The organism is Nocardia sp. NPDC057353 (genome assembly GCF_042667085.1).
Lineage (GTDB): Bacteria > Actinomycetota > Actinomycetes > Mycobacteriales > Mycobacteriaceae > Nocardia.
On record NZ_JBHVAK010000038.1, the window covers coordinates 1 to 26797 of the forward strand.

Genomic DNA, 26797 nt, shown 5'->3' on the forward strand with positions numbered 1-26797 from the left:
AAAGAAAAACGCGAGTCCGAAAACCCAGCAAAACAAAACACCAGCAAAAAATGTTTGCTGACAAAATGTCCCAGCCTCCACACGGGGGTGTGAAAGACCAGGAACCAAAATATTTTGGCACTGACATTCATCGACACACTATTGAGTTCTCAAAGAACACACGCACCAACATCCGCACCAGCAAAACTGGTTCTTCCGTAGGGCAACTGTTCCAGGCTAAACCCGAACACCCAAGATGTCAAACAGGCCAGCCAACCACCAGGCGCTCAACCGTCCAACCTCGTGTCCCGGTCTCCCGGGTCGGTGTCCGTGTCGCTCTGACATGGAATAAGTTACGCGGCGGGAAACGCAACGTCAAATCGCCTGGTCGGCATCGCGAAACCGCAGGTCATCGGCTCCAGCGAGGGGCGGTGGCCCCGAATCACACCGTTGTGATCCGGGCCACCATCAAGATCATCCCCGCGGAGCGCGCAGGACACCCGCGAAGTTGCGCTTGCCCCGGCGCAGCACCAGCCACCGTCCGTGCAGGTAGTCGCCCTCGCCGGGGGTCCAGTCGAGGTCGGTGACGCGCTCGTTGTTGACCGCGGCCCCGCCCTCGTTGACCGCGCGGCGGGCGGCTCCCCTGCTCTCCGAGAGCCCGGATGCCACCAGCAGGTCGACGATGGTGTTCGCGCCGTTCGGATCGATCTCGGCGACGGTGCCGTCCACCGCGGCCTCGCGGAGCGCGGCGGCGAGCGTGCTCTCCCCCAGTTCACGGAGGTCGGCGCGGCCGAAGAGCGCCTGGCTCGCGAGCTGCACGCCGCGGGTCTCGGCCTCGCCGTGCACCAGCGTGGTCATCTCGGCGGCGAGCCTGCGCTGCGCCTCGCGGGCGTGCGGGCGCTCGGCGGTCGCGGTCTCCAGCTCCGCCAGCTCCTCGCGGCTCAGGAAGGTGAACCAGCGCAGGTACCGGACGACGTCGGCGTCGGCGGTGTTCACGAAGTACTGGTACCAGGCGTAGGGGCTGGTCAGCTCGGGGTCGAGCCAGAGGCTGCCGCCGCCGGTGGACTTACCGAACTTCTTGCCGTCGGCCGAGGTCACCAGCGGGACGGTGAGCGCGTGCACCGGCTCGCCGTCCACCCTGCGGTTCAGCTCGACGCCCGCGATGATGTTGCCCCACTGGTCCGAGCCGCCGACCTGCAGCCTGCAGCCGTGGCTGCGGCGCAGCTGCAGGTAGTCGTTGGCCTGCAGCAGCATGTAGCTGAACTCGGCGTAGGAGATGCCGTCGGTGTCCAGCCGCCGCTTGACGGTCTCCCTGGCCAGCATGACGTTCACCGAGAAGTGCTTGCCGATGTCGCGCAGGAAGTCGACGACCGACAGCGAGCCGGTCCAGTCGAGGTTGTTCACGATGGTGGCGCCGGTGGGCGAATCGTCGAGGTCGACGAAGCGCTCGAGCTGGGCGCGGATGCGCTCGGCCCACTCGGCGACGGTGTCGGCCGCGTTCATGGTGCGCTCGCCGACGTCGCGCGGGTCGCCGATGAGCCCGGTCGCGCCGCCCGCGAGGACGATCGGGCGGTGCCCGGCGCGCTGGAAGCGCCGCAGGGTGAGCAGCGGGACCAGGTGCCCCGCGTGCAGGCTGGCGGCGGTCGGGTCGAAACCGGCATAGAGCGACAGCGGCGCGTCGGCCGTTGCCGCGCGCAGGGCATCCAGATCGGTGGACTGCGCGATCAGGCCGCGCCAGGTCAGTTCGTCGATGATGTCGCTGCTCACGTGGACCGATTGTGCCGCACCGGCGGATCGGTGTGCTGGTCAGGGCAGTTCGCGAACACTGCCGTTCATGTGGGCGACACGTCGGGGCCCCCTCGGCACCGTAGCTTCGCGCGCGAGGACCTATGAAGAAGCGCATATTCGCCGCCGCTGCGGCCACAGTGTTCCTGTTCACCGCGGGCTGCTCGGGGGCGGAATCGACCGGCACCGATTCGTACAGTGACGACCCGCGGGTACTGAACATCGTGCTCGGCTCGGAGCAGAGCACGATCTTCGAGCAGGTGGTCCGCCCCTGGTGCGAAGGCGCGGGGCTGACCTGCAATGCCACGCCGATGGGGTCGGTGGACCAGGCCGTGCTGCTCGACCGGGAGGACTGTGCGAGCCTGCCGCCGTACGACGTGTTCTGGTTCGCCAGCTCGGTCTTCGCGCAGCTCGGCAACGAGAAGTGCGGCAGCCTGACCGGTTCCGAGACGACCTTCTCCTCGCCCGTTGTCTTCGCGGGGTGGCAGCGGAAGATGGCCGGGCTCGGCTTCACCCCCGGCAGCGACACCGCGATCGAATCGATCCTGGCCGCGGTCGAGTCCGGGCGGACGAAGGTGTGGATCACCAACCCGGCGCAGTCGAACTCGGGCGCGACGGTGCTGCTCGGCTTCCTCAACCACTTCGCGGGCAACCCGCCGGGAACGCCGCTGACCATGGCGCAGCTGGAATCGCCGCGGGTGCGCGACGGCATCACCCGGTTCGCGCGGGCCTTCGCGTACACGCCGCCGTCGACCGGAACCATGATGACCGAGTGCGTGGCCGCGCCGGACCGCTGTGACGGCGTCTTCACCTATGAGGCACTGGTCCTGGAACAGAATCGGGAGCTGGTCGCGCGCGGCCGCGAGCCGATGACCATGGTGTACCCGCAGGGCTCGCTGGCCTTCGCGGATTCGCCGATCGGCTTTCTTCCACACAGCGAGAACACCGCCAAGCAGGCCAACTTCGAGCGGCTGCGGGACTTCCTGACCGGCCCGGAGGCGCAGCAGCAGCTGCTGCGGCTCGGCAGGCGGCCGAACAGCAGCATCGGGCTCGCGCTGCCGGACGCACCGCGCGACGTCTTCGACCCGGCCTGGGGTGTGCAGACGGCGCGGACCGAGCAGCCGGTGACCTTCCCCGCGGTCGACGTCATCCAGGCCGCGCTGGACAACTACCAGACCCGGTACCGGCGGCCCGGCGACTTCGTCTACTGCATCGACGGCTCCGGCAGCATGGAGGGCGCGGGCTGGGACGGCGTGCGGGACGCGGTCGGGACGCTGCTCGACCCCGCCAGCTCGCGCAGGCACAAACTGCTGGTCAACCCGCAGGACAGCACCACGATGATCGTCTTCGACGGCACGATCAAGGGCGGGCCGTGGACGGTGGACGGCAACGACCCCGGCGAGCTGACCGCGCTGAAGGACCGGGTGCTCGCGCTCGGCCCCACCGGCGGCACCGACATCAGGGGCTGCCTGGCCGAGGCGGCGAAGGTGCTGCGCGGCGCATCGGCCGACGGGCGCAAGCGCACCGTCGTCCTGATGACCGACGGCAGGGACAACGGCACCGACAATGCCGCGATCAGGCAGCTCGCCGCGATCGGGGTGCCGGTGATCGCGATCGGATTCGGCGACGTCGACGAGCGGGACCTGCGCAGCATCGCGAGCGGCACCGGCGGCAGCTACCTGCCCGCGGGCGACGACGTCTCGACGGCGCTGCGCACCGCCGCGGCGTTCCGCTAGGGCGGCCGTGTTCACCCGCCTCTCGGTCTACGCGGGCGCCCCCGCGGCGCTCGTCGCGCTGCCGATCTTCGCGGTGAGCGGCAGCGCGGCGGGCACCGCGGTGCTGACCGCGGCGGCCGTACTCGGCGTCGCCGCCGCGGCACCCGCGGCGCACTCCCGGTCGAGCCGGCGGTCGCTGCTGCGCAACCTGGCCCGGCTCGCGAGGCAGGTCGCCGCGGCGGGCGCGCAGGTGCGGGACGCGCCGACCGCGGCGGCGCTGGCCAGGGCCTGCACGGCGATTCTCGGCATCGTCGAGGACGACCGGGCGCGGATCCCGGCGGGCACCGACCTGTCGGTGATCCACGGGCGGCTGCGCACCGTGGCCGACGGCCTGGAGCGGTACCTGTATTTCCAGGACCGCGGCGAAGCCGCCGAGGCGATGCGGACGTTCCGGGAGCTCGCCCCGGTCTTCGCCGACGAGATGGCGGGCGCCCGCGCCGACCTGACCGACGACCACATCCTCGAGTTCCAGCGGGCGATCGATCAGATGCGGCTGGAGTCCGGGCCGTACCTGCCGCTCTTCAGGGAGGGGGAACGATGAAGCAGCAGCGTGGAATCGCCGGGCCGGTGCTGGTCGTCCTGGTGGTGCTGGTCCTGCTCGGCACCGGGATCTGGCTGATCGCGCGGCCGAGCGCGGGCGATGCGGAGGCGGTGACCACGGTCGACTGCCTCGGCGGCTCGGAGAAGAGCGGGCTGCTCGGCGACGCCGAGGTGCAGCGGATCCTGCGGGAGCGGTTCGGGCTGCGGCCGAACTTCCGCGAGCGCGGGTCGTACGCGCAGGTGCAAACCCCGGTGGAGCGGCTGCGCGCGGACGGCGTCGACTGCCTGTGGCCCTCGTCGTTCAGCGCGCAGGCGATCTTCGAGAGCGGCGGCAGCGATGCCTTCCCCGACTACCTGGCGGAGCCGGTGTTCCAGTCGCCGCAGGTGCTCTACGCCAACCGGGAGGTCGCGGAGGGGCTGCTGCGCAGCGGGATCGTGGCGCGGCGGGCGGACGCGTACTTCATCGTCGACATGAAGCGGCTGCTGGAGGAGCTGATCCTGCGGGGCCGGAGCTGGGCCGATGTCGGGGTGGCCGTGCCCGCCGGGCCGATCATCGTGGCGAGCAGTGACCCGGCGAAGTCGAACTCCGGCATGGCGCTGGCCCAGCTGGAGCTGGCGATCCTGGCCACCGGCGACCCGTACCGGCCCGCCACCGCCGAGCAGGCGAAGACGGCGCTGCCGCGGGTCAGGGCGCTGATCGAGGCGCAGGGGCTGATGCGTCCCGGCTCGGACAGCGCCTTCGACCAGTGGCTCATCCAGGGCACCGGCGGGTTGCTGGCGGGGTACGAGAACCAGCTGCTGCAGTGGGTGGCCGGGCGCGGGGGCCGGGTACCGGAGCAGATCGTCACGCTGTACCCGGAGCCGACCATCCTGAACGAGCACCCGATCCTGGCGCTCACCCCGGAGGGCAGGGCGTTCACGGCGGCCATGCTCGACCCCGAGATCCAGGCGATCGCGGCGCGGAGCTACGGCTTCCGGCCGGGCAGCCCGGAGTTGGAGCAGAGCCAGGGGCAGGGCCTCGCGCAGGCCTTCCCCGGGGTCGCGCTGCCTGGCACGGCGGAGCTGAAGAAGACCCAGGCGCCGAACCAGGAGGTCACGGAGCTGCTGCTGCGCTGCTTCGAGCGGGGGCAGTGCTGACCCGCTAGGCGCGGGGCGCCCGCGGGCTGCGGCGGTAGGCGGAGACGGCGGGGGAACCGGGCAGCCAGAAGCGCCACGGGATGTCCGCGGCCAGGCTGACCCCGACCCGCGGGCCCGCGGCGACGGCCGAGTCCGGGAGCGGCGGTCCGAGCTCGAGCCGGATGGCGCCGTCGGGGTCGGCGAGGTCGGCGCCGTAGTCGGCCAGGCTCAGCCCGAGCGCGCCGCCCAGGTTGCCGGGGCCGCGGGCCAGCGCGGTGTCGGTGCGGGCGGTCGGGCGGCGGGCACGGGCGGTGTCGAGGCCCGCGATCACCTCGCCGGAGCGCAGCAGTGCCGCGCTCGCGGTGCCGTCCGGGCCGGTGGTGACGTTGGCGCAGAGGTGCATGCCGTAGCTCAGGTAGACGTAGAGCGCGCCCGCCGGGCCGAACATGACGGTGTTGCGCGCGGTCCGGCCGCGGGCCGAGTGCGAGGCCGGGTCGTGCCACGGCCCCGCCGGGTCGCCGCCGTACGCCTCCACCTCGACGATCCGCAGCCCCACCTCGCCCGACCACAGCGTGGCGCCGAGCAGGCGGCGGGCGGCGGCGGGCGGGTCGGTGACGAGTTCCTGCACCCGGCTGATTGTGCCGAACGGTTGTGCCGGAACCCGCTCCGGGCGTAAATTCATCGCACAGTGAATTCAACACCCGATGAATAGAGGGGCCATGCCCGATTCCTCCGAACCCGCCGTGCAGGTCAGCGGCCTGGACGTGCGGCGCGGTGGCAGACCGGTGCTGCACGACATCGCGCTGACCATTCCGCGCGGCTCGATCACCGGGCTGCTCGGGCCGTCCGGCTGCGGCAAGACCACGCTCATGCGGGTGATCGTCGGCACCCAGCTGGTGCACGGCGGCAGCGTCACCGTGCTCGGGCGGCCCGCCGGGGCGGCGGCGCTGCGGGCCGCGGTGGGGTACGTGACGCAGGCGCCGAGCATCTACAGCGACATCAGCGTCCGGCAGAACATCGGCTACTACGCCGCGCTCTATGGGCGCGACGCCGCCGCGGTGGACGAGGCGATCGCCGCGGTCGGGCTGGAAGAGCGCGCGGGCCACCGCGGCGACGCGCTCTCCGGCGGGCAGAAGACCAGGGTCTCGCTGGCCTGCGCGCTGGTCGCGCAGCCGGAGCTGCTGGTGCTGGACGAGCCGACCGTCGGGCTGGACCCGGTGCTGCGGGTTGAGCTGTGGCGGCAGTTCGCGGCGCTGGCGGCGGCGGGGACCACGCTGCTGGTCTCCAGCCACGTGATGGATGAGGCCGAGCACTGCGACCGGCTGCTGCTCATGCGCGAGGGCAGGTTGCTGGCCGAGCTCTCCCCCGCCGAGCTGCGCGCCCGCACCGGCGAGCAGAACCTGGAATCGGCCTTCCTTGCCCTCATCACGACCGGAGCCCCCGCATGAGCGAGTCAGGCCCGGAGGCGGCAGCGAAGCGTAGCCACGCAGGGCCCTCGCTCGGGCGGAACGGACACAGCATGAGCACCGTGACACTGCGTCCCTACACCGCCACGACCATGCGCATTCTGCGCCAGCTGCGCAACGACCGGCGCACGGTCGCCATGATCCTGGTGGTGCCCGCGGTGCTGATGGCGCTGCTGTACTTCGTCTACCAGGACGTCCCGACGCCGCCGACGCAGCCGTCGCTCTTCGACCGGGTCGGGATCAGCATGCTCGGCATCCTCCCCTTCATCGTCATGTTCCTGATCACCGCCATCGCCATGCAGCGCGAGCGCAGCTCGGGGACGCTGGAGCGGCTGCTCACCACGCCGCTGCGCAAGCTCGACCTGCTCGGCGGCTACGGCACCGCCTTCTCGCTGGCCGCGACGGCGCAGGCGGGGGTGGCCTGCCTGGTGTCGTTCTGGCTGCTCGGGCTGAACGCGGCGGGCAACCCGGGCTGGGTGGTGCTGATCGCGGTGCTGGACGCGGTGCTCGGGGTCGCGCTCGGGCTGCTGGCCAGCGCCTTCGCGCGCACCGAGTTCCAGGCGGTGCAGTTCATGCCGGTGATCGTGGCGCCGCAGATCTTCCTGTGCGGGCTGCTGGTCCCGCGCGGGGAGCTGCCCGGCTGGCTGGAGGCGATCAGCAATGTGCTGCCGCTGAGCTACGCGGTGGACGCGCTGCAGGAGGTGGCGGCGCACCCGGAGCCGACCGCGCGGATGTGGGGGGACCTGGCCGTGGTGGCCGCCTTCGCGGTGGTCGCGCTCGCGCTCGGCGCCGCGACGCTGCGCCGCCGCACCGCGTGAGCGGCGAACCCACCGGCCGCTCCGGACGTCGACCCGGCAATTCGGGCGCGCGCTCGGCCATCCTGGAGGCGGCCAGGAAACTCTTCGGCGCGAACGGCTTCGACCGGACCTCGATCCGGGCCGTGGCAGGCGCCGCCGGGGTGGACCCGGCGCTGGTGCACCACTACTTCGGCACCAAGCGGCAGCTCTTCGCGGCCGTGATCGAGCTGCCGATCGATCCCGAGGTGGTCCTGCGGGTGCTCGACGCGGTGCCGCTGGACGAGCTCGGCGCCACCATGGTGCGCACGCTGGTGACGCTCTGGGATTCCGAGCTGGGCAGCTCGGCGGTCGCGGTGCTGCGCACCCTGGTGGCCGGGACCGAGCCCGAGCTGGCGCGCAGCTTCTTCGTGGAGGTGGCGCTGCAGCGGGTGCGCGGCCGGATCGCCACCGCGACCGACGACGGCAGCGGGCGGGTCGCGCTGGTGGCCTCGCAGATGCTGGGGGTGCTGACCGCGCGCAAGGTGATCGCGCTGGAGCCGCTGGCCTCCATGCCGGTGGCGGCGGTGGTGGCCGCCGTCGGGCCGACCGTGCAGCGCTACCTCACCGGCGACCTGGGCTGAGCTCAGGCGCCCGCGGGGACCTCGGTGAACCCGGCCGCCTCGGCCGCGCTCACCGGCAGCGCCTCGTCGATGAGCAGCACCGGGATGCCGCCGTCGATCGGGTAGGCGCGGGCCAGCCGCTCGTTGTAGAGCACGGTGTCACCGTCGGCGGTGCGCACCAGCCGCAGCGGGCCCTTGTCCTCCGGGCAGGCCAGCAGGCTCAGCAGGGTCGGGTCGAGGGTGTACTGCTCGGGCATGGGGTCAACCTACCTCGGCCCGGCGGAACGAGATGTGCCGGTGCCCGAAGAAGCTCGCCACCGCGACCAGCGCCATGACCACAACGGTGGAGGGGTTCTCCGGCAGCCTCAGCACGTCGACGGCGAGCGAGAGCAGGACGATGTTCAGCAGCAGGCCGCCGGAGTTCACCACGACGAAGCCGAGGAAGTCGCGGAGCACCCGGCCGCGCACCCGGAACACCAGGGTCCGATGCAGCACGAACGCGGTCGTCGTGCCGATGCCGTAGGCGAAGACGACCGAGATCGCGGCGGGCCACGAGTCCGGCAGCAGCCAGAGCCAGAACAGGGTCAGCGCCATGCCGAAGACCGTGTTGAAGCCGCCGATCAGGGCGAAGCCGACCTCCTGGCGGCGGACCAGGCGGAGCAGGAGCCCTGGCTCCGGCTCCGCCGCGGCCGCGACCTCGACCGCGGCCGGGCCGCCGAGGGGGGCGACGGGGTGCGCCGGGGCCGCGCCCACCGGGTGCGGAGGCGCGGCGCGATCGGGCGGTGGGGCCGTGCTCACGGGGCGACGTCCGCCAGGGGGCGGTCCGGCTCGTCGGCGGGGATCTCCGCGTCGGCGTCCGGCTCGGTGCGGCGGGAGCGGATCCAGAGCCACTGCATGACGCCCAGCCCGGCCAGGCCGAGACCGGCGGTGCCGATCCCGATCTTCCAGCCCGGCGGGCGCCAGGTGAGCTCCAGCTCGGCGTTCTCGGTGCCCGCGGGGACGTCGATCGCGATGAACGACTTCGCCACCGTGGTGATCGGGATATCCCTGCCGTCCAGCGTCGCCCGGTAGCCGGGCCAGCCGAGCCGGGCGAAGGTGACCTTGCCGCCCTCGGCCGAGCTGACCAGGACCCGGCTGGTGGTGTCGGTCTCGCCGATCGAGGTCGCGGTCACGCCGTCGGCGTCGGAGACCCGGCCGTTCACGGTGGAGATCAGGCCGTTCTCCCGCTCCAGCACCCAGATGTAGCGGTCGTTGCCGGGGTAGTCGACCCACTTCCACCCCTCGGGGGCTGGGTTCAGCCCGGCGTCGGGGAAGAGCGCCTTCTGCAGCGTGACCCGGTCGACGTTCATCAGGTCGACCAGGGTGCGGCCGGTGCTCGGCTCCGGCGCGAACATGCGGCGGTAGGCGTCGGGGCAGACGCTGCCGTCCCAGCGCATGCAGAGCAGCTCGCCGAAGTAGAAGTGGCCGCTGGGGGTGTAGCCGTTGACGTAGTCCAGCTCGACCGCGCGGGCATAGTTGCCGAACACCAGCGAGCCGTAGGCGCCGTCGACGCTCTTGTCCTGCGGTTGCAGCAGGCCGCGGTCGCCGAGCTGCAGGGTGGTGCCGGCGAACTCCGGGAACGAGTCCTTGGCGTCCGAGCGGTGCGCGGGCAGGTTCCAGGCCATCGGCGTCGGCTGCGCCGCATCCACCTGGAAGTAGGCGATGGGGAACATGGCGAGGACGGTCAGCGCGCCCGCGAAGGCCGTGCCTCGGGTGCGGCCGAGCCACACCACGCCCGCGCCGAGCGCGAGCAGCGCGACGGCGGCCAGCAGGTGCCAGACCACCCGCGCCGGGTCGGCGGAGAAGGAGCGGACGAGCAGGGCGAGCACCAGCACGGCGCCCGCGATCGCGCGCGGCTTCCAGTCGCGGACCGTGCCGAACCGGCCGATCAGCACGCAGACCAGCACCAGCAGCCCGATGGCGAGCATCGGCAGCACCCGGACCGGCCAGCGCAGCGGGCCCACCGAGCCGGGGCCCGCGGTCCACATGAGCATCATGATCGCGAAGAGCGCGACCGCGGTGAGCTCGCGCCAGGCGCCGCGCGCCTTCGTCCAGTCGATGAAGGCCAGCGCCGGGATCAGGAACCAGGCGATGTAGGTGACCGGCATCGGGTGCACGTAGCTCCACCACGAGGTGAAGGCGGGCAGCGCGCTGGGCAGGCTGGCGTTCAGCGACTCGGACCAGGGCACGGTGAGGAACTGGTCGTTGATGATCTGCGCGGTGCCGCGCCAGGTGACCTTGGCCGAGAGCATGCTCGGCAGGAAGGCGATCAGCCCGGCCAGCCCGGCGCAGGCGGCGACCGCGGTGAGCCGCGCGACCGGCTGCCAGCGGCGCTGGTACACCAGCTCGCCGACGGCGACCGCGGCCAGCATGAGCACCGCCTCGACCGCCGGGAAGATGTACTGCGTGGTGATCACCAGGTACAGGAAGACGAAGACCGGGATCGGCCCGCCGAGGCCGCGGGTGTAGCGCACCGAGGAGGCCCAGGCGTGCACCAGCCAGGCGGTGCCGGTCAGCGCCGTCATCCAGCTGGCCTGGTCGAAGAAGAGGAAGAAGCCGGAGAGCGGGAAGGCGACGCCCGCGACCGCCGACCACACCGGCCGCGCGCCGTAGACCAGCGCGATCCGGTAGACGCCGAGCGCGGCGATGATCGCGAAGACCAGCTTGACCACGGTGGCGTAGACCGCGACGTTGTCGATCGACGGCGCGATGAGGTCGATCAGCAGCTGCGGCGGGTTGAACAGCCCCGCGTCGTCCATGGTGTTGTTCCCGGCCATCCACTGCTCGGGCACCATCACCGGGAAGACGCCGTCGCGCAGCGAGCGGCCGAGCCCGACCCAGAGCGCGGTGTACTGCGATTCGGTGTCGTCGGTGTAGTAGTGCCTGGCATTGGCCAGCAGGACGGCGGCATAGCCCGCGATCACACCGAGGACGGTGACGAGGCCCCACCGGTACACATTCCGGCGGGAGTCCGATACTGCACTGTCGGTCACGAGTTCCAGACCCTACCGTGCGCGCAGACCGCCGCCACCGCCCGAAGGGGGGCCCGCTCGGGCTCGGGGACCGTTACCGCACCGTGTTAGAGTTCCGGTCGTCTCGGGCTCTGCCTCCCCCGCCGGGGAGTTGCCGGCACGCACCGTTGTCGAAAGTCGATCCAGCTGATGCCGATTCCCTCCGCTCGTTCCCCCCGTCCGGCCGATACCGCGCCGCACGGCGAGCTCGCCCGGCCCGGTGTCGACCGGCCGCACTCGATCTCGGTGGTCGTCCCGGTGTACCGGGGCGAGGACACCATCGGGGCGCTGGTCGAGGAGCTGGACCGGCTCGCCGCGGCGGATACGACGCCCGCGGGCGCGCTCTTCGTGGTGGACGAGATCCTGCTGGTGCACGACCACGGCCCGGACCGCTCGGACGTGGTGCTGCAGCAGCTGGAGCGCCGCTTTCCGCAGGTCCGGCCGATCTGGCTGAGCCGCAACTACGGGCAGGACGCCGCCACCATCGCGGGCATGGCCGCCGCCCGCGGCGACTGGATCGTCACCATGGACGAGGACGGCCAGCACGACCCGGCCTTCATCGCCGCCTTCCTGGACGCGGCGCTCGGCGAGCGCGCCGACCTGGTCTACTCCAAGCCCACCAACACCCGCCCGCACGGCTTCCTGCGCAACCTGACCTCGCGCGGCGCCAAGCTGGTGCTCGCCACGCTCTTCGCCTTCCCGGACTCCACCCGGTTCGAGAGCTTCCGGCTGATCCGCGGCGACATCGGGCGCAGCCTGGCCGACGTCGCCTCCAACGGCGCCTACCTCGACGTCGCGCTCACCTGGGTGGTCGGCGCGGTGGCGCAGGTGCCGGTCACGCTGCGCGCCGAGGGCCGTGAGGACTCCGGGTACAACTACCGCAGGCTCTTCTCGCTGTTCTGGAAGATGGTGCTGTGCAGCGGAACCCGCGGGCTGCGGCTGGTCAGCCTGCTCGGGGTGACGCTGGCGCTGGCCGGGGTGATCGTCGCCGGGGTCGTGGTCTGGGAGGCCATGACCACCGAGGACTGGGCGCCGGAGGGGTGGGCGTCGATGATCGTGGTGGTGCTGCTGTGCTCCGGGGCGACGCTCTTCTCGCTCGGGCTGATCGCCGAGTACCTCGGGGTCGCGCTGCACATCCTGGTCGGCAAGCCGCTCTACCTGACCGTGCGCTCCCCCATCCCCCGCCTGGACCAGCAGGCCGCGACGACGATCACGACCAGGGAGGTCGAGCAGGTTGAGCACTGAGCGCATCCTCTTCAGCCGCCCGCACCGCGCGCAGCGCGAACTCGCCAACCTGGAGGCGGTGCTCGCCTCCGACCACAGCCACGGCGACGGGCCGTTCACCGCGGCCGCCACCGCCCGGCTCAAGGCCATCACCGAGGCGCCGCACGCGCTGCTCACCACCTCATGCACCTCGGCGCTGGAGATGGCCGGGCTGCTGCTCGAGCTCGGCCCGGACGACGAGGTGATCGTCCCCAGCTTCGCCTTCACCTCCACCGCGACCTCGATGGCGCTGCGCGGGGCCACCTGCGTCTTCGCCGACATCGACCCGGCCACCGGCAACCTCGACCCGGCCTCGGTGGCGGAGGTCGTCACCCCGCGCACCAAGGCGGTGGTCGTCATCCACTACGGCGGCGTCGCCGCGGACATGGCGGGGCTGCTCGACCTCGCCGCCGCGCACGGCTTCGCGGTGGTCGAGGACAATGCGCACGGCCTCGGCGGGCGCTGGCGCGGCAGGCCGCTCGGCACCCTCGGCACGCTCGGCACGCTGAGCTTCCACGACACCAAGAACGTGCACTGCGGTGAGGGCGGCGCGCTGCTGCTCAGTGACGAGATCCTGATGGCGCGCGCGGAGATCATCCGGGAGAAGGGCACCGACCGGGCCCGCTTCCTGCGCGGCGCCGTGGACAAGTACTCCTGGCAGGACATCGGCTCCAGCTACCTGCCGAGCGAGCTGAACGCCGCCGTGCTCGATGCCCAGCTCGACGAGTTCGACCTGATCCAGACCGGCAGACACCGGGTGTGGCACGCCTACGCCACCGCGCTGCCGGAGTGGGCGCGGCGCAACGACATCCGGCTCATGACGGTGCCCGCGGACCGCGAGCACACCGCGCACCTCTACTACCTGCGCGCCCCCAGCGAGCAGCTGCGCGACGACCTGATCAGGCACCTCGCCGGGCTCGGCGTCTCCGCGCCGTTCCACTACGTGCCGCTGGACTCCAGCCCGGCCGGGCTCAAGCTCGGCCGCACCCCGGTGCCGTGCGTGCGCAGCGCGGAGTTCTCCGCGACGGTGCTGCGGCTGCCGCTCTGGCCGGATCTCGCCGACGAGCAGGTGGAGCGGGTGATCGCCGCGGTGACCGCGTTCACCGTCTGACGGGCTGCCCGCCCGCAGTGCCGCCCGTCGCGGGACGCGCTACGGCTCGAGGACGTACAGCTTCTCCCGGCCGCCCGCGATGAGCGCCTCCTTGACGACCCGGTCCGCGTAGCGGGCGAAGAGCCCGTCGAGGGTGTCCTCGGTGAAGCGGTGCGCCTGGGCGCCGTCGCCCGCGTCGGTGTAGCGCTTGCCGAGCGCGGCGAGCAGCCTGTTGTCGCTGCTGGCCATGTTGCGGACCGGCTCGGCGATCACCACGCGGTCGCGGGCGGCGGCCAGCATGCGGTCGACGACCGGGGCGGCGTCCGGGAGGAAGTGGTAGAGGCTGGCGTGCATGAGCACCACGTCGGCGGCGGGCAGCGGGCCGCCCTCGCCCAGGTTCCAGACGTCGGCGCGGCCGCCCGCCTTCCTGATCCCCGCGACGAAGCGCTCGTTCAGGTCGAGCCCGCGGTACTCCACCTCGCGGTCGCGCAGGTACCGGGTGTAGAGCGTGGACGGGCCGCAGCACAGGTCGAGCACCGAGGCGCCGTGCGGGATCTCCGCCGCGACGGCGCGGAACCGGTCCGGGTAGTGCCGCCCGTACAGGGCGCGCATCAGGACGCCGTAGACCATGCCGTTGCGGTAGATGAGGCTGGTGCTCACGGGGCCCGACTATGCCATCCCCGGATCCGCTCGCCCACGCCGGGTTTCGCGATCAACCGGGCAGCCGGTCCGATTCCTCCTCGGTGAGCACCTCGTAGCTCTCCGACTGCCGGTCGTAGTACCAGGTGTCCGGCCCCGGCTTCGGCGGCATGGTCTCCCGGACCGCCCGCGTGGACGGCCGGAAGGTGGCGCTGCGCGGGATCTCCGGCACCACGTGCACGATGTCCGGGCGCTGGTCCGGGTCGAGCGCGCGCAGCGCCTCGGTGACGTCCTTGGGCTCCAGGTGGTGCCCGTCGCGCACGCTCACCGCCGCCACCGCGAGGCAGTGCCCGCCGTCCGGCAGGCCGTAGGCGACCTCCATGTCGACCGCGCCGATGTCGTTGAGCACGTCCACGATGGGCTGCGAGTACACCGGCCCGCGCTTGCCGAGGATCACCGTGTCGCGGCGGTCCATGAGCCAGTAGTCGCCGTCCGAGTCGCGGCGGAACAGGTTCTCGGTCGGCATCCAGGAGTCGCCGCGGGCGAAGACCCCGCGCAGCCCGCCGGTGGAGAGGTCGACGCTGTCCGCGGCTTTGCCGATGAGCAGCCCGACCTCGTTGTCCGCGCAGCGCCGGGCGTACCCGTCCGCGTCGACCAGTACCTCCTCCGCCACCGGGTCATAGGCCACCAGCTCCACCCGCGCGGTGCCCGGCACCGGCCTGCCCTTGCTGCCGTGCTTGACGCCGCTGACGTTCGCCAGCACCACGTCGCCCTCGATCGAGGCGTAGAACTCCAGCACCCGGGCCGGGGCGAACTGCTCGACCGTGCGCCGCCACAGCCCGGCGGGCATGCCGGAGCCGATGAAGAGCCGGATCGGGTGCCGGTGCCCGACCGGGAAGACCTCGGCGTCCAGGATGTCGCGCATCATGGTCCAGGTGTAGGTGACCACCGTGACGCCGTAGCGGTGCACCTCCTCGCCGAAGCGGTGCGGGTCGAGCGAGCGGGCCAGCGCGATCCGGCTGCCGCCCGCGATGGCGCCGCCCAGGCTCACCAGCAGCCCGGACGAGTGGTGCAGCGGCGCCAGGCAGTACACCGTGTCCCTGCGGTCCAGGTCGGCCGAGGTGGCGGTGCCGAAGGCGGAGAGCGCCCAGCGGTGGTTGGTGATGTACTTCGTCTCCAGCCGGTCGCCGGTGCCGATGACCAGCACGAAGGCCAGCTCGCGGGCGAGCCCGGGGTCCGGGGAGTACCAGCCGGGCAGCGGGATGGTGGCCGGGTCGATCTGCTCCAGGTCGGTGACGTCGCCGCCCGCCGGGATGTCCAGCTCGCGGTCCGCGCCGCCGCCGAGCACCAGGACGCGGGCCCCGGTGGCGGCGGCCTGGCGCAGGTTCTCCGGGTCGCTCACCACGGTGCGCACCCCGGTCACCCCGAGCGCGCGCTTCAGCTCGCTGCCCGGGGCGAGCAGCACCGCGACCGCGCCGAGCCGGGAGAGCGCGGCGACCGTGGCCAGCGCGCTCGGCCTGGTCTCCATGATCACGCCGACCCGGTTCGCCGGGCGCACGCCCGCCGAGATCAGCCCGCGGACCACATTGTCGATCCTGGCGTTCACCGCCTCGTTGGTGTGCACCCGGTCGTCGAAGAGGAAGAGGTCGCGGTTCGGCGCCCGATTCGCCTGCTCGGCGAGCAGCCTGCCCAGCGAGATCCTGGTGTGCGGCTGGATGGTGCCGAGCCGGGTGAGCCGGGGCAGCGCCCGCGCGGCCTCGCCGACCAGCTCGACCGAGCCCTTCATCGCCCCTGAGGCCAGGTTCTCCAGCGCCTTGCCGATGCCGGTGCCCGCCTCCACCAGCGAACCGGCGGTGTGGATGGCGCGGGCCGCGGCCGAGCGCGGGGTGTTCGGCGCCACGTACTCCGACATGGGGGCGATCTCCGGTGGCAGCGTGCGGTCGCGGTCCAGCCAGTCGATCCACTGCCGCACCAGCGGCCAGGTCCGGTTGCTCGCGGTCGAGCCCGCGACCAGGCCGAAGTGCCCGGCGAGCAGCGTCGCCTCGTACACATCGGCGTGCGGGGCCGCGCGCACGATGCCGCGCACCGCGCCGGGCTGGCCGATGTCGTCCACCTCGCCGACGAAGGCCAGGATCGGGCAGCGCAGCTCGGCCAGCGAGACCGGGTGGTCGCGGATCACGAACCCGCCGGACATCATCCGGTTGTGCGCGACGAACTGCTTGAGCAGGTCGGCCGCGGCGGGCCCAGCGTAGCCGACCCAGCCCTCGCTGTTCAGGAAGCGGCGCTGCCGCTCCTTGGGCAGCAGCGCCTCCCGGTCGTGCAGCTGGCGCAGGAAGTCGATCCGCGACTTGGCGGTCTTCACCGGGTCCAGCAGCTGGAAGCCGATGCGCACCATGGAGTCGGTGATCGGCAGCCGGTTCAGCACGTGGTCGGCGACGAAGTCGGCGGCCTCGGAGACCATGCCGTAGGGCAGCCCGAACGGCATGCCGTTGACGATGTCGACCGGGCTGCCGAAGGTCACGATGCTCTCGACGCCCTTGCCGTAGCGGTAGGCGGTGGTCTGGTAGGCGAACATGCCGCCCTGCGAGTACCCCATCAGGTGCACGTCGCTGCCGGTGGCCTCGGTGACGGTGTCGATGGCGCTGCTGATCGCCAGGATGTGGTCGGCGAGGTCGCGCTGCCAGCCGCCCTCCTCGGTGGCGGGCGAGCCGAAGTCGACCACCCAGCAGTCCACCCCGCCGCGGTTCAGGATGCCGACCGCGCCGTCCTCGGCGCCCACGTCCCAGATGTCGGCGTTCACCATGAGCGGCGGCACCAGCAGCGCCACCGGGCGGCCGTCGCCGACCTCGTCCGGGAAGTAGTGCCGGAGCCGGTACATGCGTCTGCGCTCGACCACCTCGAAGGGCGACGACTCCACGTCGTGCGTCAGCCCGCCGAAGCGGATCACCTCGAGCCCGTTCTGTGCCGTCGCCATCAGGCGCTGCACCGAACCGGCGATTCCCTGCACACCGAAATTCACGATCGCTCCTGGCCGTACCTCACCGTGACCGCCCTCACACGCATCCGACGTGCGCAGTCGAGCTTCGCACATCGCTTACCCATTATGTGCCCACGCCCGCGACGCACCGGCCAGTGCGACCAGGCTGTGATCCGCTTTCGCCGATAGGCTGGAGAAATGACCGACACCGCGCAGCAGCCGGCCACCGACCGCGAGACCCTCCCCGTCGAACTCGTCGACGATGCCGGGAGCGCGGTCGGCGCCTGCCCGGTCCTGGAGGCGCACCGGCAGCCCGGGCTGCTGCACCGCGCCTTCTCGGTGGTGCTCTTCGACGCCGACGGCCGGGTGCTGCTGCAGCGCCGGGCCGCGGTGAAGACCCGGTTCCCGCTGCTGTGGGCGAACGCCTGCTGCGGGCACCCGGCACCGGGCGAGCCGGTGGTGGCCGCCGCGACCGTCCGGCTGATCGAGGAGCTCGGGGTGACCACCGGGCTCACCGAGCGCGGCGTCTACCGGTACCGCGCCGACGACGAGCGCACCGGGCGGGTCGAGCACGAGTGGGACCACGTGCTCACCGGCACGCTCGCGCACGAGGTGCCGCGGCCGGACCCCGCCGAGGTCGCCGAGGTCAGGTGGGTCGCCCCCGCCGAGCTGCGGGCCGAGCTGGCCGCCCGCCCCGGCGACTTCACCCCGTGGCTGGTAGGCGTCCTCGACGTCGCGCTCGCCTGACCCCTCCTCCCTGCCCGCTTTACCGGCGGGCGGATCTCGGCTACCAGATAATGAGATGCGCATATCACGGTATCGACGAACGAAACACTTGGGGAACTCACAGGCTGGGCTCAGGCCGAGGCCAGCAGCCGCGGCCAGAGTGGTTGTCGAACGGCGATCAACCCTGATCGCGCGGTACGCAACCGGGAGGTTTTCGATGGTCGAGCTGGAGCTGGACGAGTCGACGGTGACGCTGAACGTGCTCGGCGGACACCGCATCCTGGCGCTGCGCGGGCAGCTCACCCTCGACGTCGCCGATATCGAGGCCATTACCCCCGCCGAGGTGGACCTGCGCCCGCCGTGGGTGCGCGCGCCCGGCACCTTCTTCCCCGGCGTGATCGCCGCGGGCACCTACCGGGGCAAGGGCCGCAAGGAGTTCTGGGACACGACCTTCACCGGCCGCGCCATCCGCATCGACCTGGCGGGCGGCGAGTACACCCGGCTGGTGGTCGACGTCGCCGACCCCGAGGCCGAACTGGACAAGCTGACCGCCGCCGTGGCGGCCTGAGAACTCGCCCGTCGGGGAGACGGGCCCGCGGGATACCGGCCGGGTAGCGCTGAGCGCACCCGGCCGGCGTCGTTCCCGCTACCGGCTGTACCGCAGCATGGTGCGGACCATGCGGCAGGTGGCGTCCGACGGCGGCCGGATGCCGACCTGCTCGGCCGTGCGCCGGATCTTCTCGTTGCTCGCCTGGGTCGGCAGGTAGGTGCCGGAATCGAGCAGCGCGATGGCCAGGCGCATGGCCTTGAGCCTGCGGTTGTGCGTGATGTACCAGTGCCGCGGCTTGCCCGCGGGCAGCGGGCGCCGGGACAGCGGCGCGTACGGCGTGAGCGGTTCCGGCGCGGGCCGCCGGTAGCGGTGGCTCGCGCTGCGGAGTTCGGTGACGCTTCCGATGCGGGCGGTGGCGGATTCGGTCACGGGGCCCTCCCATCCCTGAAAGTGTCGAACGCACTGGATCGCGCTCGAACACACTGTCGATTCTACCGGGAGGGTCCGACAAGAAACAGGCTCGTGCCAGCGACTTCGCCGTTACTTGCGCAGACGCGCGACTTCCGCCTGCACGTCGGCGAGCTGGTCCGCCACCCGCACCCCGGCGGTGCCACCCTTGGCATCGCGGGAGGCGATGGAGCCCGCCACCGTGAGCACCTCGCGCACCGCGGGGGTGAGCGCCGGGTCGACCGCCGCGAACTCCGCGTCGGTGAGCTCGTCCAGCCCGACCCCGCGCGCCTCGGCCGCCCGCACGCACCCACCGGCCGCCTCGTGCGCGACCCGGAACGGAACTCCCTGCCGCACCAGCCATTCCGCGATGTCGGTGGCGAGCGTGAACCCGGCCGGGGCCAGCGCGGCGAGCCGCTCCGGGTGGAAGGTGAGCGTGCCGACCAGCCCCGCGATGGCGGGCAGCAGCAGCTCCAGCTGGGCCACCGAGTCGAAGAGCGGCTCCTTGTCCTCCTGCAGGTCCCGGTTGTAGGCCAGCGGCTGCGCCTTGAGCGTGGCGAGCAGCCCGGTGAGGTTGCCGATCAGCCGCCCCGCCTTGCCGCGGGTGAGCTCGGAGACGTCCGGGTTCTTCTTCTGCGGCATGATCGACGACCCGGTGGACCAGGCGTCGGCCAGCGTGATGTAGCCGAACTCCGGCGTGCTCCAGACGACGATCTCCTCGGCCATCCGGCTCAGGTCGACCCCGATCATGGCGAGCACGAACGCCGCCTCCGCCGCGAAGTCGCGCGCCGAGGTGGCGTCGATGGAGTTCGCCGCGGCCGCGTGGAAGTCCAGGTCGGCCGCGATGGCCTCCGGGTCGAGTCCGAGCGAGGAGCCCGCCAGCGCCCCCGACCCGTACGGCGAGATCGCCGCGCGCTTGTCGAAGTCGCGCAGCCGGTCGATGTCGCGGAGCAGCGGGTGCGCGTGCGCGAGCAGGTGGTGCGCGAGCAGCACCGGCTGCGCCGCCTGCAGGTGCGTCTTGCCCGGCATCACCACGTCCGGGTGCGCCTCGGCCTGCGCCACCAGCGCCTCGACCACGTCCAGCAGCCCCGCCTCGACGCGGCGGGCGGCGTCCCGCAGCCACATCCGGAAGAGCGTCGCCACCTGGTCGTTGCGCGAACGCCCCGCTCGGAGTCGGCCGCCCAGCTCCGGCCCGACCCGCTCGATCAGCCCGCGCTCCAGCGCCCCGTGCACGTCCTCGTCGGACTCCGCCGGGCCGAACGCCCCGGACGCCACGTCGGCGTCGAGCCCGTCCAGCCCGTTCAGCATGGCGTCGAGGTCCAGCGCGGAGAGCAGCCCGGCCTTGTGCAACACCCGCGCGTGCGCCTTCGACGCCCGGATGTCGTACGGCGCGAGCGCCCAGTCGAAGTGCGTCGACTTGCTCAGCGCCGCCATGGCCGCGGCCGGGCCGTCGGCGAACCGGCCGCCCCAGAGCGCGCCGGTATTGGTGCCGCCGCTCACTTCTGGTTCAGGTCGCGCCGCGCGGCGACCTTCGAGGAGAGGCCGTGGATCTGCACGAAGCCCTTGGCCAGCGATTGGTCGAAGGTGTCGCCCTCGTCGTAGGTGGCCAGGTTGAAGTCGTACAGCGACTGCTCGCTGCGGCGCCCGTTGACCACGACGTTGCCGCCGTGCAGCACCATCCGGATGTCACCGGAGACGTGCTCCTGGGTCTCGCCGACGAAGGCGTCCAGCGCACGCTTGAGCGGCGAGAACCACAGCCCGTCGTAGACCAGCTCGCTCCAGCGCTGCTCCACCTGCCGCTTGTACCGCCCCAGCTCGCGCTCGACGGTGACCGCCTCCAGCTCCTCGTGCGCCGTGATCAGCGCGATCGCGCCCGGCGCCTCGTAGATCTCCCGGCTCTTGATGCCGACCAGCCGGTCCTCGACCATGTCCAGCCTGCCCACGCCCTGCCGCCCCGCCCGCGCGTTCAGCTCCACGATGGCCTCGAGCACAGAGACCTGCCGCCCGTCGATGGCCACCGGAACACCCTTGTCGAAGGTGACGATGAGCTCGTCCGGCGCCTCGAAGTTCACCGTCGGGTCGGCGGTGTAGTCGTAGACGTCCTTGGTCGGCGCGTTCCACAGGTCCTCCAGGAACCCGGTCTCGACCGCGCGCCCCCAGACGTTCTGGTCGATGGAGAACGGCGACTTCTTGCTGACGCTGATCGGCAGCTTGTTCTCCTCGGCGAAGGCGATCGCCTTCTCCCGGGTCCAGGCGTAGTCGCGGACCGGCGCGATGACGTTCAGGTCCGGCGCCAGCGCCCCGATCCCCACCTCGAACCGCACCTGGTCGTTGCCCTTGCCGGTGCAGCCGTGCGCCACGGTGCTCGCCCCGTGGAACTTCGCCGCCTCCACCAGGTGCTTCACGATCAGCGGCCTGCTGATCGCCGACACCAGCGGGTACTTGCCCTGGTACATCGCGTTCGCCTGGATGGTCGGCAGGCAGTAGTCGTTCGCGAACTCGTCCCGCGCGTCCACCACGATCGCCTCGACCGCACCGCAGTCCAGCGCGCGCTGGCGCACCACGTTCATGTCCTCGCCGCCCTGGCCGAGGTCGATGGCGACGGCAACGACCTCGGCGCCGGTCTCCTTGCCGATCCAGCTGATGGCGACGGAGGTGTCCAAGCCACCGGAGTAGGCGAGTACGACGCGATCGGACATGGTGTGTGTGCTCCTAGGTTTCTGTGTGGGGTCTGCCCTCTACAAATGATTATGCATGAGTCTGCAAAGCCATTCATCGGCGGGGGTGGGGTGTTCGGGGAAGAGTACTGCGGCGGGTTGTTCCGCAGCGAGGAGCCGCAGCCACCGGAGCAACGGCCGATTCGCTATTCACGTCAGTTTCTGAAGCGAATAGCGGATACTATCGCTTCATGGCGCATCGCCGGTACATCTGGGAGGCCACCGACTGGCCGCACTTCACCTACGATGCCGCGCTGCTCGCGAAACCGACCGCGGCCGTCGCGCTGGCACAGGGTCGCCTCCACGGCCGGCTCATGCACGCCGACGACGACACCCAGGAACGCACCGGACTGGAGGCTCTCACCGCCGACGTCGTGCAATCGAGCGCCATCGAGGGCGAGTTGCTCGATGCGGCATCGGTCCGATCGTCCATCGCCCGCAGACTCGGCGTGGATATCGGAGCGGCGGCCCCGACCGACCGCAGAGTCGACGGCGTCGTGGAAATGATCCTGGACGCGACCCGCCACCACGAACAACCCATGACCAGGGAACGTCTGTTCGGTTGGCACGCAGGCCTTTTTCCCACCGGCTACTCCGGCATATCACGAATCACCGTCGGCGCTTGGCGCACCGACGAGACCGGGCCGATGGAGGTGATCTCCGGCCCGTACGGCAGGCAGCGTGTCCATTTCGAAGCCCCGCCCGCCTCCCGCCTCGACGACGACATGCACCTCTTCTTGACCTGGCTCGACGCGGAAACCCCCGAACCCCCGGTGCTCAAAGCCGGTCTGGCACACCTGTGGTTCGTGACGATTCATCCCTTCGACGATGGGAACGGCAGGATCGCCCGTGCCATAGGCGATCTCGCCCTCGCCCGATCCGAGCACAGCCCCCGCCGCTTCTACAGCCTGTCCGCGCAGATCCAACGTGATCGCAAGAACTACTACACCATCCTCGAACAGACGCAACGAGGCGGTCTGGACGTCACCGGCTGGCTGCTCTGGTTTCTCGACGAATTACATCAGTCGATCAGCGACGCACACCACACCATCGACGCGGCACTCGTGAAAGCGAACTTCTGGCGGACCTGGCACACGACAGCGATGAACCCGCGCCAAATCGACATGCTCAATCGGGTCCTGGACGGTTTCGACGGCAAACTGACCACCCGCAAATGGGCGATCATCACCAAGACCTCCCAGGCCTCCGCCCTCCGCGACATCAACGAACTCGTCGACCTCGGCGCGCTGCGACGCTCGGATTCGAGTGGGCGAAGTACGTCGTACGAGCTGAACATCACCGAGGGAAGTCTCCCGCCTGCGCCGGACGTACCGTAGTAGTGAACTGCGGTGATGACGAATGTCGCGCGGGCGGGTTCGTCGACCAACTTCGCGCGGTACAGCCCGCCGGCGCCCATCCGATCCGGTTGTCGGCGCGCCCCTGCCCCGACGGGAGAAACCTCCGCCCGCTGCTGGGTACATGACGACCGCGAGCGCCGATCGGAACTGCACCGACCCGTATCGTGGTCGACGCGACCGACGGCTTCCGACCCGCGAACTGCCGATAGACGCCCGTCCGCACGGCCTGCAGCGCCGAGCTCGAGCAGGTGGTGTCGCGCACGACGGCGGACCGTCGTCACCGCGCCGGTCAGCTTCGAAACGGCCTGTCCATCACGTAACTTCGCAGTTTTCCTTTGAGCACGGCGATCATCACGACGAGCGGGCACCCGAAGACGACAGCAAAGAATGATGCAGACGCCAACAGATATTCGAGCAGCGATGGCGAATCACCTCGAATGCTCGAGTCAGCAGCCGACCACGTCTCGAGATCCGATTGCCAGTTGAGATAGCCCACCACTGTCGCCGCAACCAGGAGGCCGTATCCGACGAACAGGTAGCCGGCGAGGAAAACGATCCGCTGATTCGGCGACAGCACGTCGCGATCGCTCCTCGCCTGAAACGGCGGCGGCCGAACTGCGGGTTGCGACTGCGGCAGTTCAGGATTCATCGAACTCCTCCCCAAGGTCCGCGGCCAGCATAGTGCACAGACAACCCACTGGCCTGTGCCCGTGGTCTCGATCGTCGGATCGGGCCACGAGGCGAGCTCGTGCACTCTGTCGCGGTACCGGGCAGCAGGTCACATCAGCCCCAACGCGGTAGCACGTCCCCGGAGCTCAGCCGGCAGCGAAACTTCTTCGTGCCGACGGATCTGCTCGATCGCCGCATGCAGGCGATCGAGATCCGACTTGCTCGCGCCGTGGCCGCACCCGGGTCGAATCCCTGGACGGCACGGTGACCATCGACGGGTACACGCTCGCCGTCCGCCCGGTCGAAGCAAAGAGCGGGGTTCGGCTGTCCGGCTCCGCTATCACGGCGCCTTCGACTGGCCCGCATCGGCATCGCCGCCCGGCTGCCTGCGGGCGCCCAGTTGCGGCGCATATCCGCCGAGGACTGCCTTGCCACCATCGATTCCGGTGCACACCGACCGTTGCTCACCGGTCAGCAAATACCAGCGCACCTGGGTGTTCGCTGCAGTTCGTGGGGTTGTCCGCTCAGCTAACCAGACAACCGCCTACCCAGGTCGACGAGGAATCGAGCGGCCTCCCGCTTGTTCTCGTCGGTCAGGCGCAATGGCCCGGTCGCGGTGTTCGTGGTCTCGTTCTCGATGAACAGACGGACATTCCATCGGTCGACGCGGGTCGCGAAGCGCACTTGAGTGGACGGGTTGTCCGGGTGGGCGGTGCGATCCCGAATCCACACGGGCACGCCGTCGACGGTGCTCGGTTCGAAGCCCGGGACACCTTCGGTCGGGTCGACGTCTTCGGAGGTGTGCCGCAACTCCACCCGGCCGACCGGTTCGCTTCCCTGCTCGACTTTGCAGATCCCGCTGACGAAGACTTCCTCGGACTCGTCTCCGGGCGATGTACTGGTCCGGACAGAGAGTGCGTGAAGTTCTTCGGCGAAGAACTCTTTCAACGCGGAACACACCTCGCCTCGCGTCATCGTCGTTGTCTTCGCCATCGGGGGCGGCACCGCGGACGGCGGCGGCGGCGAGGAGCACCCGAATATCGGGAGAAGGAAGAGCACCGCGATCAGAACTACGCGCACAGTAGGTCGGATCACGGTGCGGCCACCGTCGTATTGCCGATTTCCCAGTCGGACTTGTCCCCGTCCAGGGTGGTTCCGTCGGCAATGGCGCCACGCAGATCGTCGAGCGGCGTCGATCCGTCCGGCGCATAAACCTCCTTCTGGACGGCGGGCGGCCAGTGGTTGTTCGGTAGCCCCACCTGGATCGACGTGTTCTGCGCGATCCGGTTCCCTTCGATCATGTTGTCGACCGCGCTGTCTGCCATCGACGTGACGACACCGGTGACGAAGGTGTTGATCGCCGCTGCCGCGGTGGCGAGATCGGCGAGTGACGAGATGGGACCCCAGGGCAAGTTGAACACAGCCTTGGTGAAGTCCGTCACTATCTCGGTGACTTTCTCGACGAGCTCCTGAGATTTTGTCGCAAGCTCTCCGTAGAGTGCCATTTCAGCCCTCGCGACATTTTCGAGGCTTTCCGCGATTTCCTCACAGACGCCAGGCAGGTTCGCGAATGCCTTCGCCTGCTGCGCGCGCATTCCGACGTATCGGGTAGCGGCCTTGCCCTGCCACTCCGCACCCAGTGCTGTGTAGTCGAAATGCGCATCGGCAGCCTGGATGAACCCTTTGAAGTTGCGCCATTCGTTCGCGACCGTGATCAAGTTGATCGGAACCTCGAGATCGGGATCGATCTTCTTCAAGGTCGCCGACGTCGCTCGGACGGCGGCATTGACCTTGTCCCGCTCTTCCCACACTTTGTCGACCAGTTCTTCGGCCGCGAAGCCGACCAAGCCCAGCGAGACCGCATTGAGCGCGAGAAATCCGACGTTCGCCTGAGTTCTGATGGCCTTGACTACGTGCCCGGCGTAGGTGTCGACCTTCGCGGGCAGGTCATCGATCTCGCTCATCTTGGAGCGGATGAATATGATGTGGCGCTCGAGCGTGCCTTTGGCATCGAGCGTGTCCGTGGGGCTCATGCGCCCCCCTGTAGCCGCTGGAACGTGGCCTGACTGTTGAGCTCTTCGGCCTCGTACTGATCGCACGCTTCCTTGAGCACGGTGGCGATATCCCGCAGCACAGTGGCCCCCTCCTGCAGACGGTCGCGGAAATACCCGGGGGTGGGCTGGTACTGGGCCAGGGCGGCCGCGAAGGTCCCCGCCCCGCCCTCGGTGATCTCCAGCTTCGACGCCATGTCCACGCCCGACTGGAGATCCGCGGCCGCTTCGTTCCATTCCGTGACAGCGGATCTCATTTTGTTCAATGAGACCCTGAGCTCATCGGTCATTGTTGTTCACCAATCCCCCCAGGAGTTGTCGGCGGTGATCACGCAGATGATGTTCGAGGTCGGCGTCGGTGAGGCGGGAGTAGTCGCCGCGCACCGTGTATCGGGTTCGCTGTGACCGGATACCGTCGGCACAGAACAGCAGTTCGTCGACGATCCGGTCGGGATGTGCGCTTGCTCCCCAGGCGGCCTGGACCTCGATCGTTTCCAGGTACCAGCCGTGCGCGGACATCGTGACCGCGTACCGCCCGTCGGCCACGGCACGACCATGTGCCTCGTATCGGCCGGTGGCGACCATGATGCTGGTGAGCGCGCTGTACTGCTCCCACGTCTCGGTCTCGAGCAACAGCATCATGCGCGTGCGGTGGTCGGGCACCGCCGATGCCGAGATTTCCTGCGGGGTGGGCATACGACGCGCGGCATGCAGCGTGTCGAGGCGCTCCGACACCGCGCCTCGGTAGGCCGCGACGAGTTCCGCTCCGACCTCCAGGTGGGCGACGGAACGGCTCCACTCGGGTGCGAGCCGAATATGGACCGGCAGAAAATCTGCGTCGAGCTCCATGGCGACCGAGGATGACCCGATTCGAGGCGAATTATCGGCACGATCGTCGATTCGCGTCGGCAGCCCGGCTTCTGCCGGCATCGGCCGGTCGACTGCGGCAGGCGCGCTCGAGACATCGGTCGGTGGCGGCAGCGGGCCTTTCGCAGGCTGCCGGACGATCGGTTCCTCGTCCCAGAACTCGTCGGGATCGTCGTAATGGTTGAAAAATCCGTGGGTCGCCATCATCAGTGCTCCGCGATGCCGGGACGGTGACGAACAGTACGTGAATCCACCCCGATGAAACCTTTCCCTCCCGAACTTCCACCGCTGAATCAGCGGTGACAGCGCCTCTCACCCTTCCGTGCACGATCTTGT

General features: G+C 70.4%; 26 protein-coding genes. 11 read left to right on the plus strand and 15 right to left on the minus strand.

What is annotated here, in order from left to right; translation table 11 throughout:
* Positions 1 to 453: 453 nt before the first annotated feature.
* Positions 454 to 1746, minus strand: a complete 1293-nt coding sequence (tyrS, locus tag ACFUUZ_RS20055; protein ID WP_378698288.1) for a tyrosine--tRNA ligase — start codon at positions 1744 to 1746, stop codon at positions 454 to 456.
* Positions 1747 to 1868: 122 nt separating this feature from the next.
* Here tyrS and ACFUUZ_RS20060 point away from each other — a divergent pair, with 122 nt between their 5' ends.
* From ACFUUZ_RS20060 to ACFUUZ_RS20070, 3 genes are read left to right on the plus strand one after another with little or no spacing between them, the layout of a single operon-like run.
* Positions 1869 to 3500 carry a VWA domain-containing protein gene (locus ACFUUZ_RS20060; RefSeq protein ID WP_378698290.1) on the plus strand — a complete coding sequence of 544 codons (1632 nt, stop codon included), beginning with the start codon at positions 1869 to 1871 and terminating at the stop codon, positions 3498 to 3500.
* A gap of 7 nt (positions 3501 to 3507) precedes the next feature.
* Positions 3508 to 4080, plus strand: coding sequence for a hypothetical protein (locus ACFUUZ_RS20065; protein WP_378698292.1), 573 nt, complete (start codon positions 3508 to 3510; stop codon positions 4078 to 4080).
* The gene (locus tag ACFUUZ_RS20070; protein ID WP_378698294.1) at positions 4077 to 5216 is read left to right on the plus strand and encodes a hypothetical protein; all 1140 of its coding nucleotides are present in this window, start codon (positions 4077 to 4079) and stop codon (positions 5214 to 5216) included. Before ACFUUZ_RS20065 ends, ACFUUZ_RS20070 begins: the two co-directional genes overlap by 4 nt.
* Positions 5217 to 5220: 4 nt before the next feature.
* Here ACFUUZ_RS20070 and ACFUUZ_RS20075 read toward each other — a convergent pair whose 3' ends face one another.
* Entirely contained in the window at positions 5221 to 5877 is a 657-nt protein-coding gene (locus ACFUUZ_RS20075) for a DNA-3-methyladenine glycosylase (RefSeq protein WP_378698296.1), read from the minus strand.
* Between the two features lie 37 nt (positions 5878 to 5914).
* Here ACFUUZ_RS20075 and ACFUUZ_RS20080 point away from each other — a divergent pair, with 37 nt between their 5' ends.
* The 3 genes from ACFUUZ_RS20080 to ACFUUZ_RS20090 all read left to right on the plus strand — a co-directional run bounded on the left by ACFUUZ_RS20080 (position 5915) and on the right by ACFUUZ_RS20090 (position 8078).
* Positions 5915 to 6643: an ABC transporter ATP-binding protein gene (locus ACFUUZ_RS20080; protein WP_378698297.1), complete on the plus strand. Its 729-nt coding sequence runs from the start codon at positions 5915 to 5917 to the stop codon at positions 6641 to 6643.
* A 71-nt stretch (positions 6644 to 6714) separates the two neighbouring features.
* Positions 6715 to 7479: an ABC transporter permease gene (locus ACFUUZ_RS20085; protein WP_378698299.1), complete on the plus strand. Its 765-nt coding sequence runs from the start codon at positions 6715 to 6717 to the stop codon at positions 7477 to 7479.
* Positions 7476 to 8078: a TetR family transcriptional regulator gene (locus ACFUUZ_RS20090; protein WP_378698301.1), complete on the plus strand. Its 603-nt coding sequence runs from the start codon at positions 7476 to 7478 to the stop codon at positions 8076 to 8078. Before ACFUUZ_RS20085 ends, ACFUUZ_RS20090 begins: the two co-directional genes overlap by 4 nt.
* 2 nt (positions 8079 to 8080) lie before the next feature.
* Here the strand turns inward: ACFUUZ_RS20090 and ACFUUZ_RS20095 are convergent, their stop codons facing one another.
* From ACFUUZ_RS20095 to ACFUUZ_RS20105, 3 genes are read right to left on the minus strand one after another with little or no spacing between them, the layout of a single operon-like run.
* Entirely contained in the window at positions 8081 to 8314 is a 234-nt protein-coding gene (locus ACFUUZ_RS20095) for a Trm112 family protein (RefSeq protein WP_378698303.1), read from the minus strand.
* Positions 8315 to 8318: 4 nt separating this feature from the next.
* Positions 8319 to 8855, minus strand: a complete 537-nt coding sequence (locus ACFUUZ_RS20100; RefSeq protein ID WP_378698305.1) for a GtrA family protein — start codon at positions 8853 to 8855, stop codon at positions 8319 to 8321.
* The gene (locus ACFUUZ_RS20105; protein ID WP_378698307.1) at positions 8852 to 11020 is read right to left on the minus strand and encodes a hypothetical protein; all 2169 of its coding nucleotides are present in this window, start codon (positions 11018 to 11020) and stop codon (positions 8852 to 8854) included. Before ACFUUZ_RS20105 ends, ACFUUZ_RS20100 begins: the two co-directional genes overlap by 4 nt.
* Before the next feature lie 237 nt (positions 11021 to 11257).
* On the opposite strand from ACFUUZ_RS20105, the gene ACFUUZ_RS20110 reads away from it, so the two are divergent.
* Complete coding sequence (locus tag ACFUUZ_RS20110; protein WP_378698309.1) at positions 11258 to 12352, plus strand: glycosyltransferase; 1095 nt, start codon at positions 11258 to 11260, stop codon at positions 12350 to 12352.
* Complete coding sequence (rffA, locus tag ACFUUZ_RS20115) at positions 12342 to 13481, plus strand: dTDP-4-amino-4,6-dideoxygalactose transaminase (RefSeq protein WP_378698311.1); 1140 nt, start codon at positions 12342 to 12344, stop codon at positions 13479 to 13481. The genes ACFUUZ_RS20110 and rffA overlap by 11 nt, the downstream gene beginning before the upstream one ends.
* Before the next feature lie 39 nt (positions 13482 to 13520).
* Here rffA and ACFUUZ_RS20120 read toward each other — a convergent pair whose 3' ends face one another.
* Positions 13521 to 14120: a class I SAM-dependent methyltransferase gene (locus tag ACFUUZ_RS20120; RefSeq protein ID WP_378698313.1), complete on the minus strand. Its 600-nt coding sequence runs from the start codon at positions 14118 to 14120 to the stop codon at positions 13521 to 13523.
* 52 nt (positions 14121 to 14172) lie between these two features.
* Entirely contained in the window at positions 14173 to 17073 is a 2901-nt protein-coding gene (locus ACFUUZ_RS20125; RefSeq protein WP_378698393.1) for an AMP-binding protein, read from the minus strand.
* 201 nt (positions 17074 to 17274) lie between these two features.
* Between ACFUUZ_RS20125 and idi the strand changes: the two genes are divergently transcribed.
* Positions 17275 to 17823 carry an isopentenyl-diphosphate Delta-isomerase gene (idi, locus tag ACFUUZ_RS20130; protein ID WP_378698315.1) on the plus strand — a complete coding sequence of 183 codons (549 nt, stop codon included), beginning with the start codon at positions 17275 to 17277 and terminating at the stop codon, positions 17821 to 17823.
* A 196-nt stretch (positions 17824 to 18019) separates the two neighbouring features.
* Positions 18020 to 18370: a hypothetical protein gene (locus ACFUUZ_RS20135; protein WP_378698317.1), complete on the plus strand. Its 351-nt coding sequence runs from the start codon at positions 18020 to 18022 to the stop codon at positions 18368 to 18370.
* 78 nt (positions 18371 to 18448) lie between these two features.
* Here the strand turns inward: ACFUUZ_RS20135 and ACFUUZ_RS20140 are convergent, their stop codons facing one another.
* From ACFUUZ_RS20140 to ACFUUZ_RS20150, 3 genes are all read right to left on the minus strand, one after another.
* On the minus strand, positions 18449 to 18781 hold the full coding sequence (locus tag ACFUUZ_RS20140) for a hypothetical protein (protein ID WP_378698319.1): 333 nt from the start codon (positions 18779 to 18781) through the stop codon (positions 18449 to 18451).
* Between the two features lie 111 nt (positions 18782 to 18892).
* The gene (gene argH, locus ACFUUZ_RS20145) at positions 18893 to 20299 is read right to left on the minus strand and encodes an argininosuccinate lyase (RefSeq protein ID WP_378698321.1); all 1407 of its coding nucleotides are present in this window, start codon (positions 20297 to 20299) and stop codon (positions 18893 to 18895) included.
* Entirely contained in the window at positions 20296 to 21498 is a 1203-nt protein-coding gene (locus ACFUUZ_RS20150) for an argininosuccinate synthase (RefSeq protein ID WP_378698323.1), read from the minus strand. Before ACFUUZ_RS20150 ends, argH begins: the two co-directional genes overlap by 4 nt.
* Positions 21499 to 21707: 209 nt before the next feature.
* On the opposite strand from ACFUUZ_RS20150, the gene ACFUUZ_RS20155 reads away from it, so the two are divergent.
* Positions 21708 to 22853, plus strand: coding sequence for a Fic family protein (locus ACFUUZ_RS20155; RefSeq protein WP_378698325.1), 1146 nt, complete (start codon positions 21708 to 21710; stop codon positions 22851 to 22853).
* Between the two features lie 310 nt (positions 22854 to 23163).
* On the opposite strand, the gene ACFUUZ_RS20160 is transcribed toward ACFUUZ_RS20155, so the two are convergent.
* From ACFUUZ_RS20160 to ACFUUZ_RS20180, 5 genes are all read right to left on the minus strand, one after another.
* Positions 23164 to 23523, minus strand: a complete 360-nt coding sequence (locus ACFUUZ_RS20160) for a hypothetical protein (protein ID WP_378698327.1) — start codon at positions 23521 to 23523, stop codon at positions 23164 to 23166.
* 548 nt (positions 23524 to 24071) lie between these two features.
* Entirely contained in the window at positions 24072 to 24536 is a 465-nt protein-coding gene (locus ACFUUZ_RS20165) for a hypothetical protein (protein ID WP_378698329.1), read from the minus strand.
* Between the two features lie 98 nt (positions 24537 to 24634).
* The gene (locus ACFUUZ_RS20170; RefSeq protein WP_378698331.1) at positions 24635 to 25576 is read right to left on the minus strand and encodes a WXG100 family type VII secretion target; all 942 of its coding nucleotides are present in this window, start codon (positions 25574 to 25576) and stop codon (positions 24635 to 24637) included.
* The gene (locus ACFUUZ_RS20175) at positions 25573 to 25884 is read right to left on the minus strand and encodes a hypothetical protein (protein ID WP_378698333.1); all 312 of its coding nucleotides are present in this window, start codon (positions 25882 to 25884) and stop codon (positions 25573 to 25575) included. The genes ACFUUZ_RS20170 and ACFUUZ_RS20175 overlap by 4 nt, the downstream gene beginning before the upstream one ends.
* Complete coding sequence (locus ACFUUZ_RS20180; protein WP_378698335.1) at positions 25874 to 26668, minus strand: hypothetical protein; 795 nt, start codon at positions 26666 to 26668, stop codon at positions 25874 to 25876. Before ACFUUZ_RS20180 ends, ACFUUZ_RS20175 begins: the two co-directional genes overlap by 11 nt.
* Positions 26669 to 26797 lie beyond the last annotated feature (129 nt).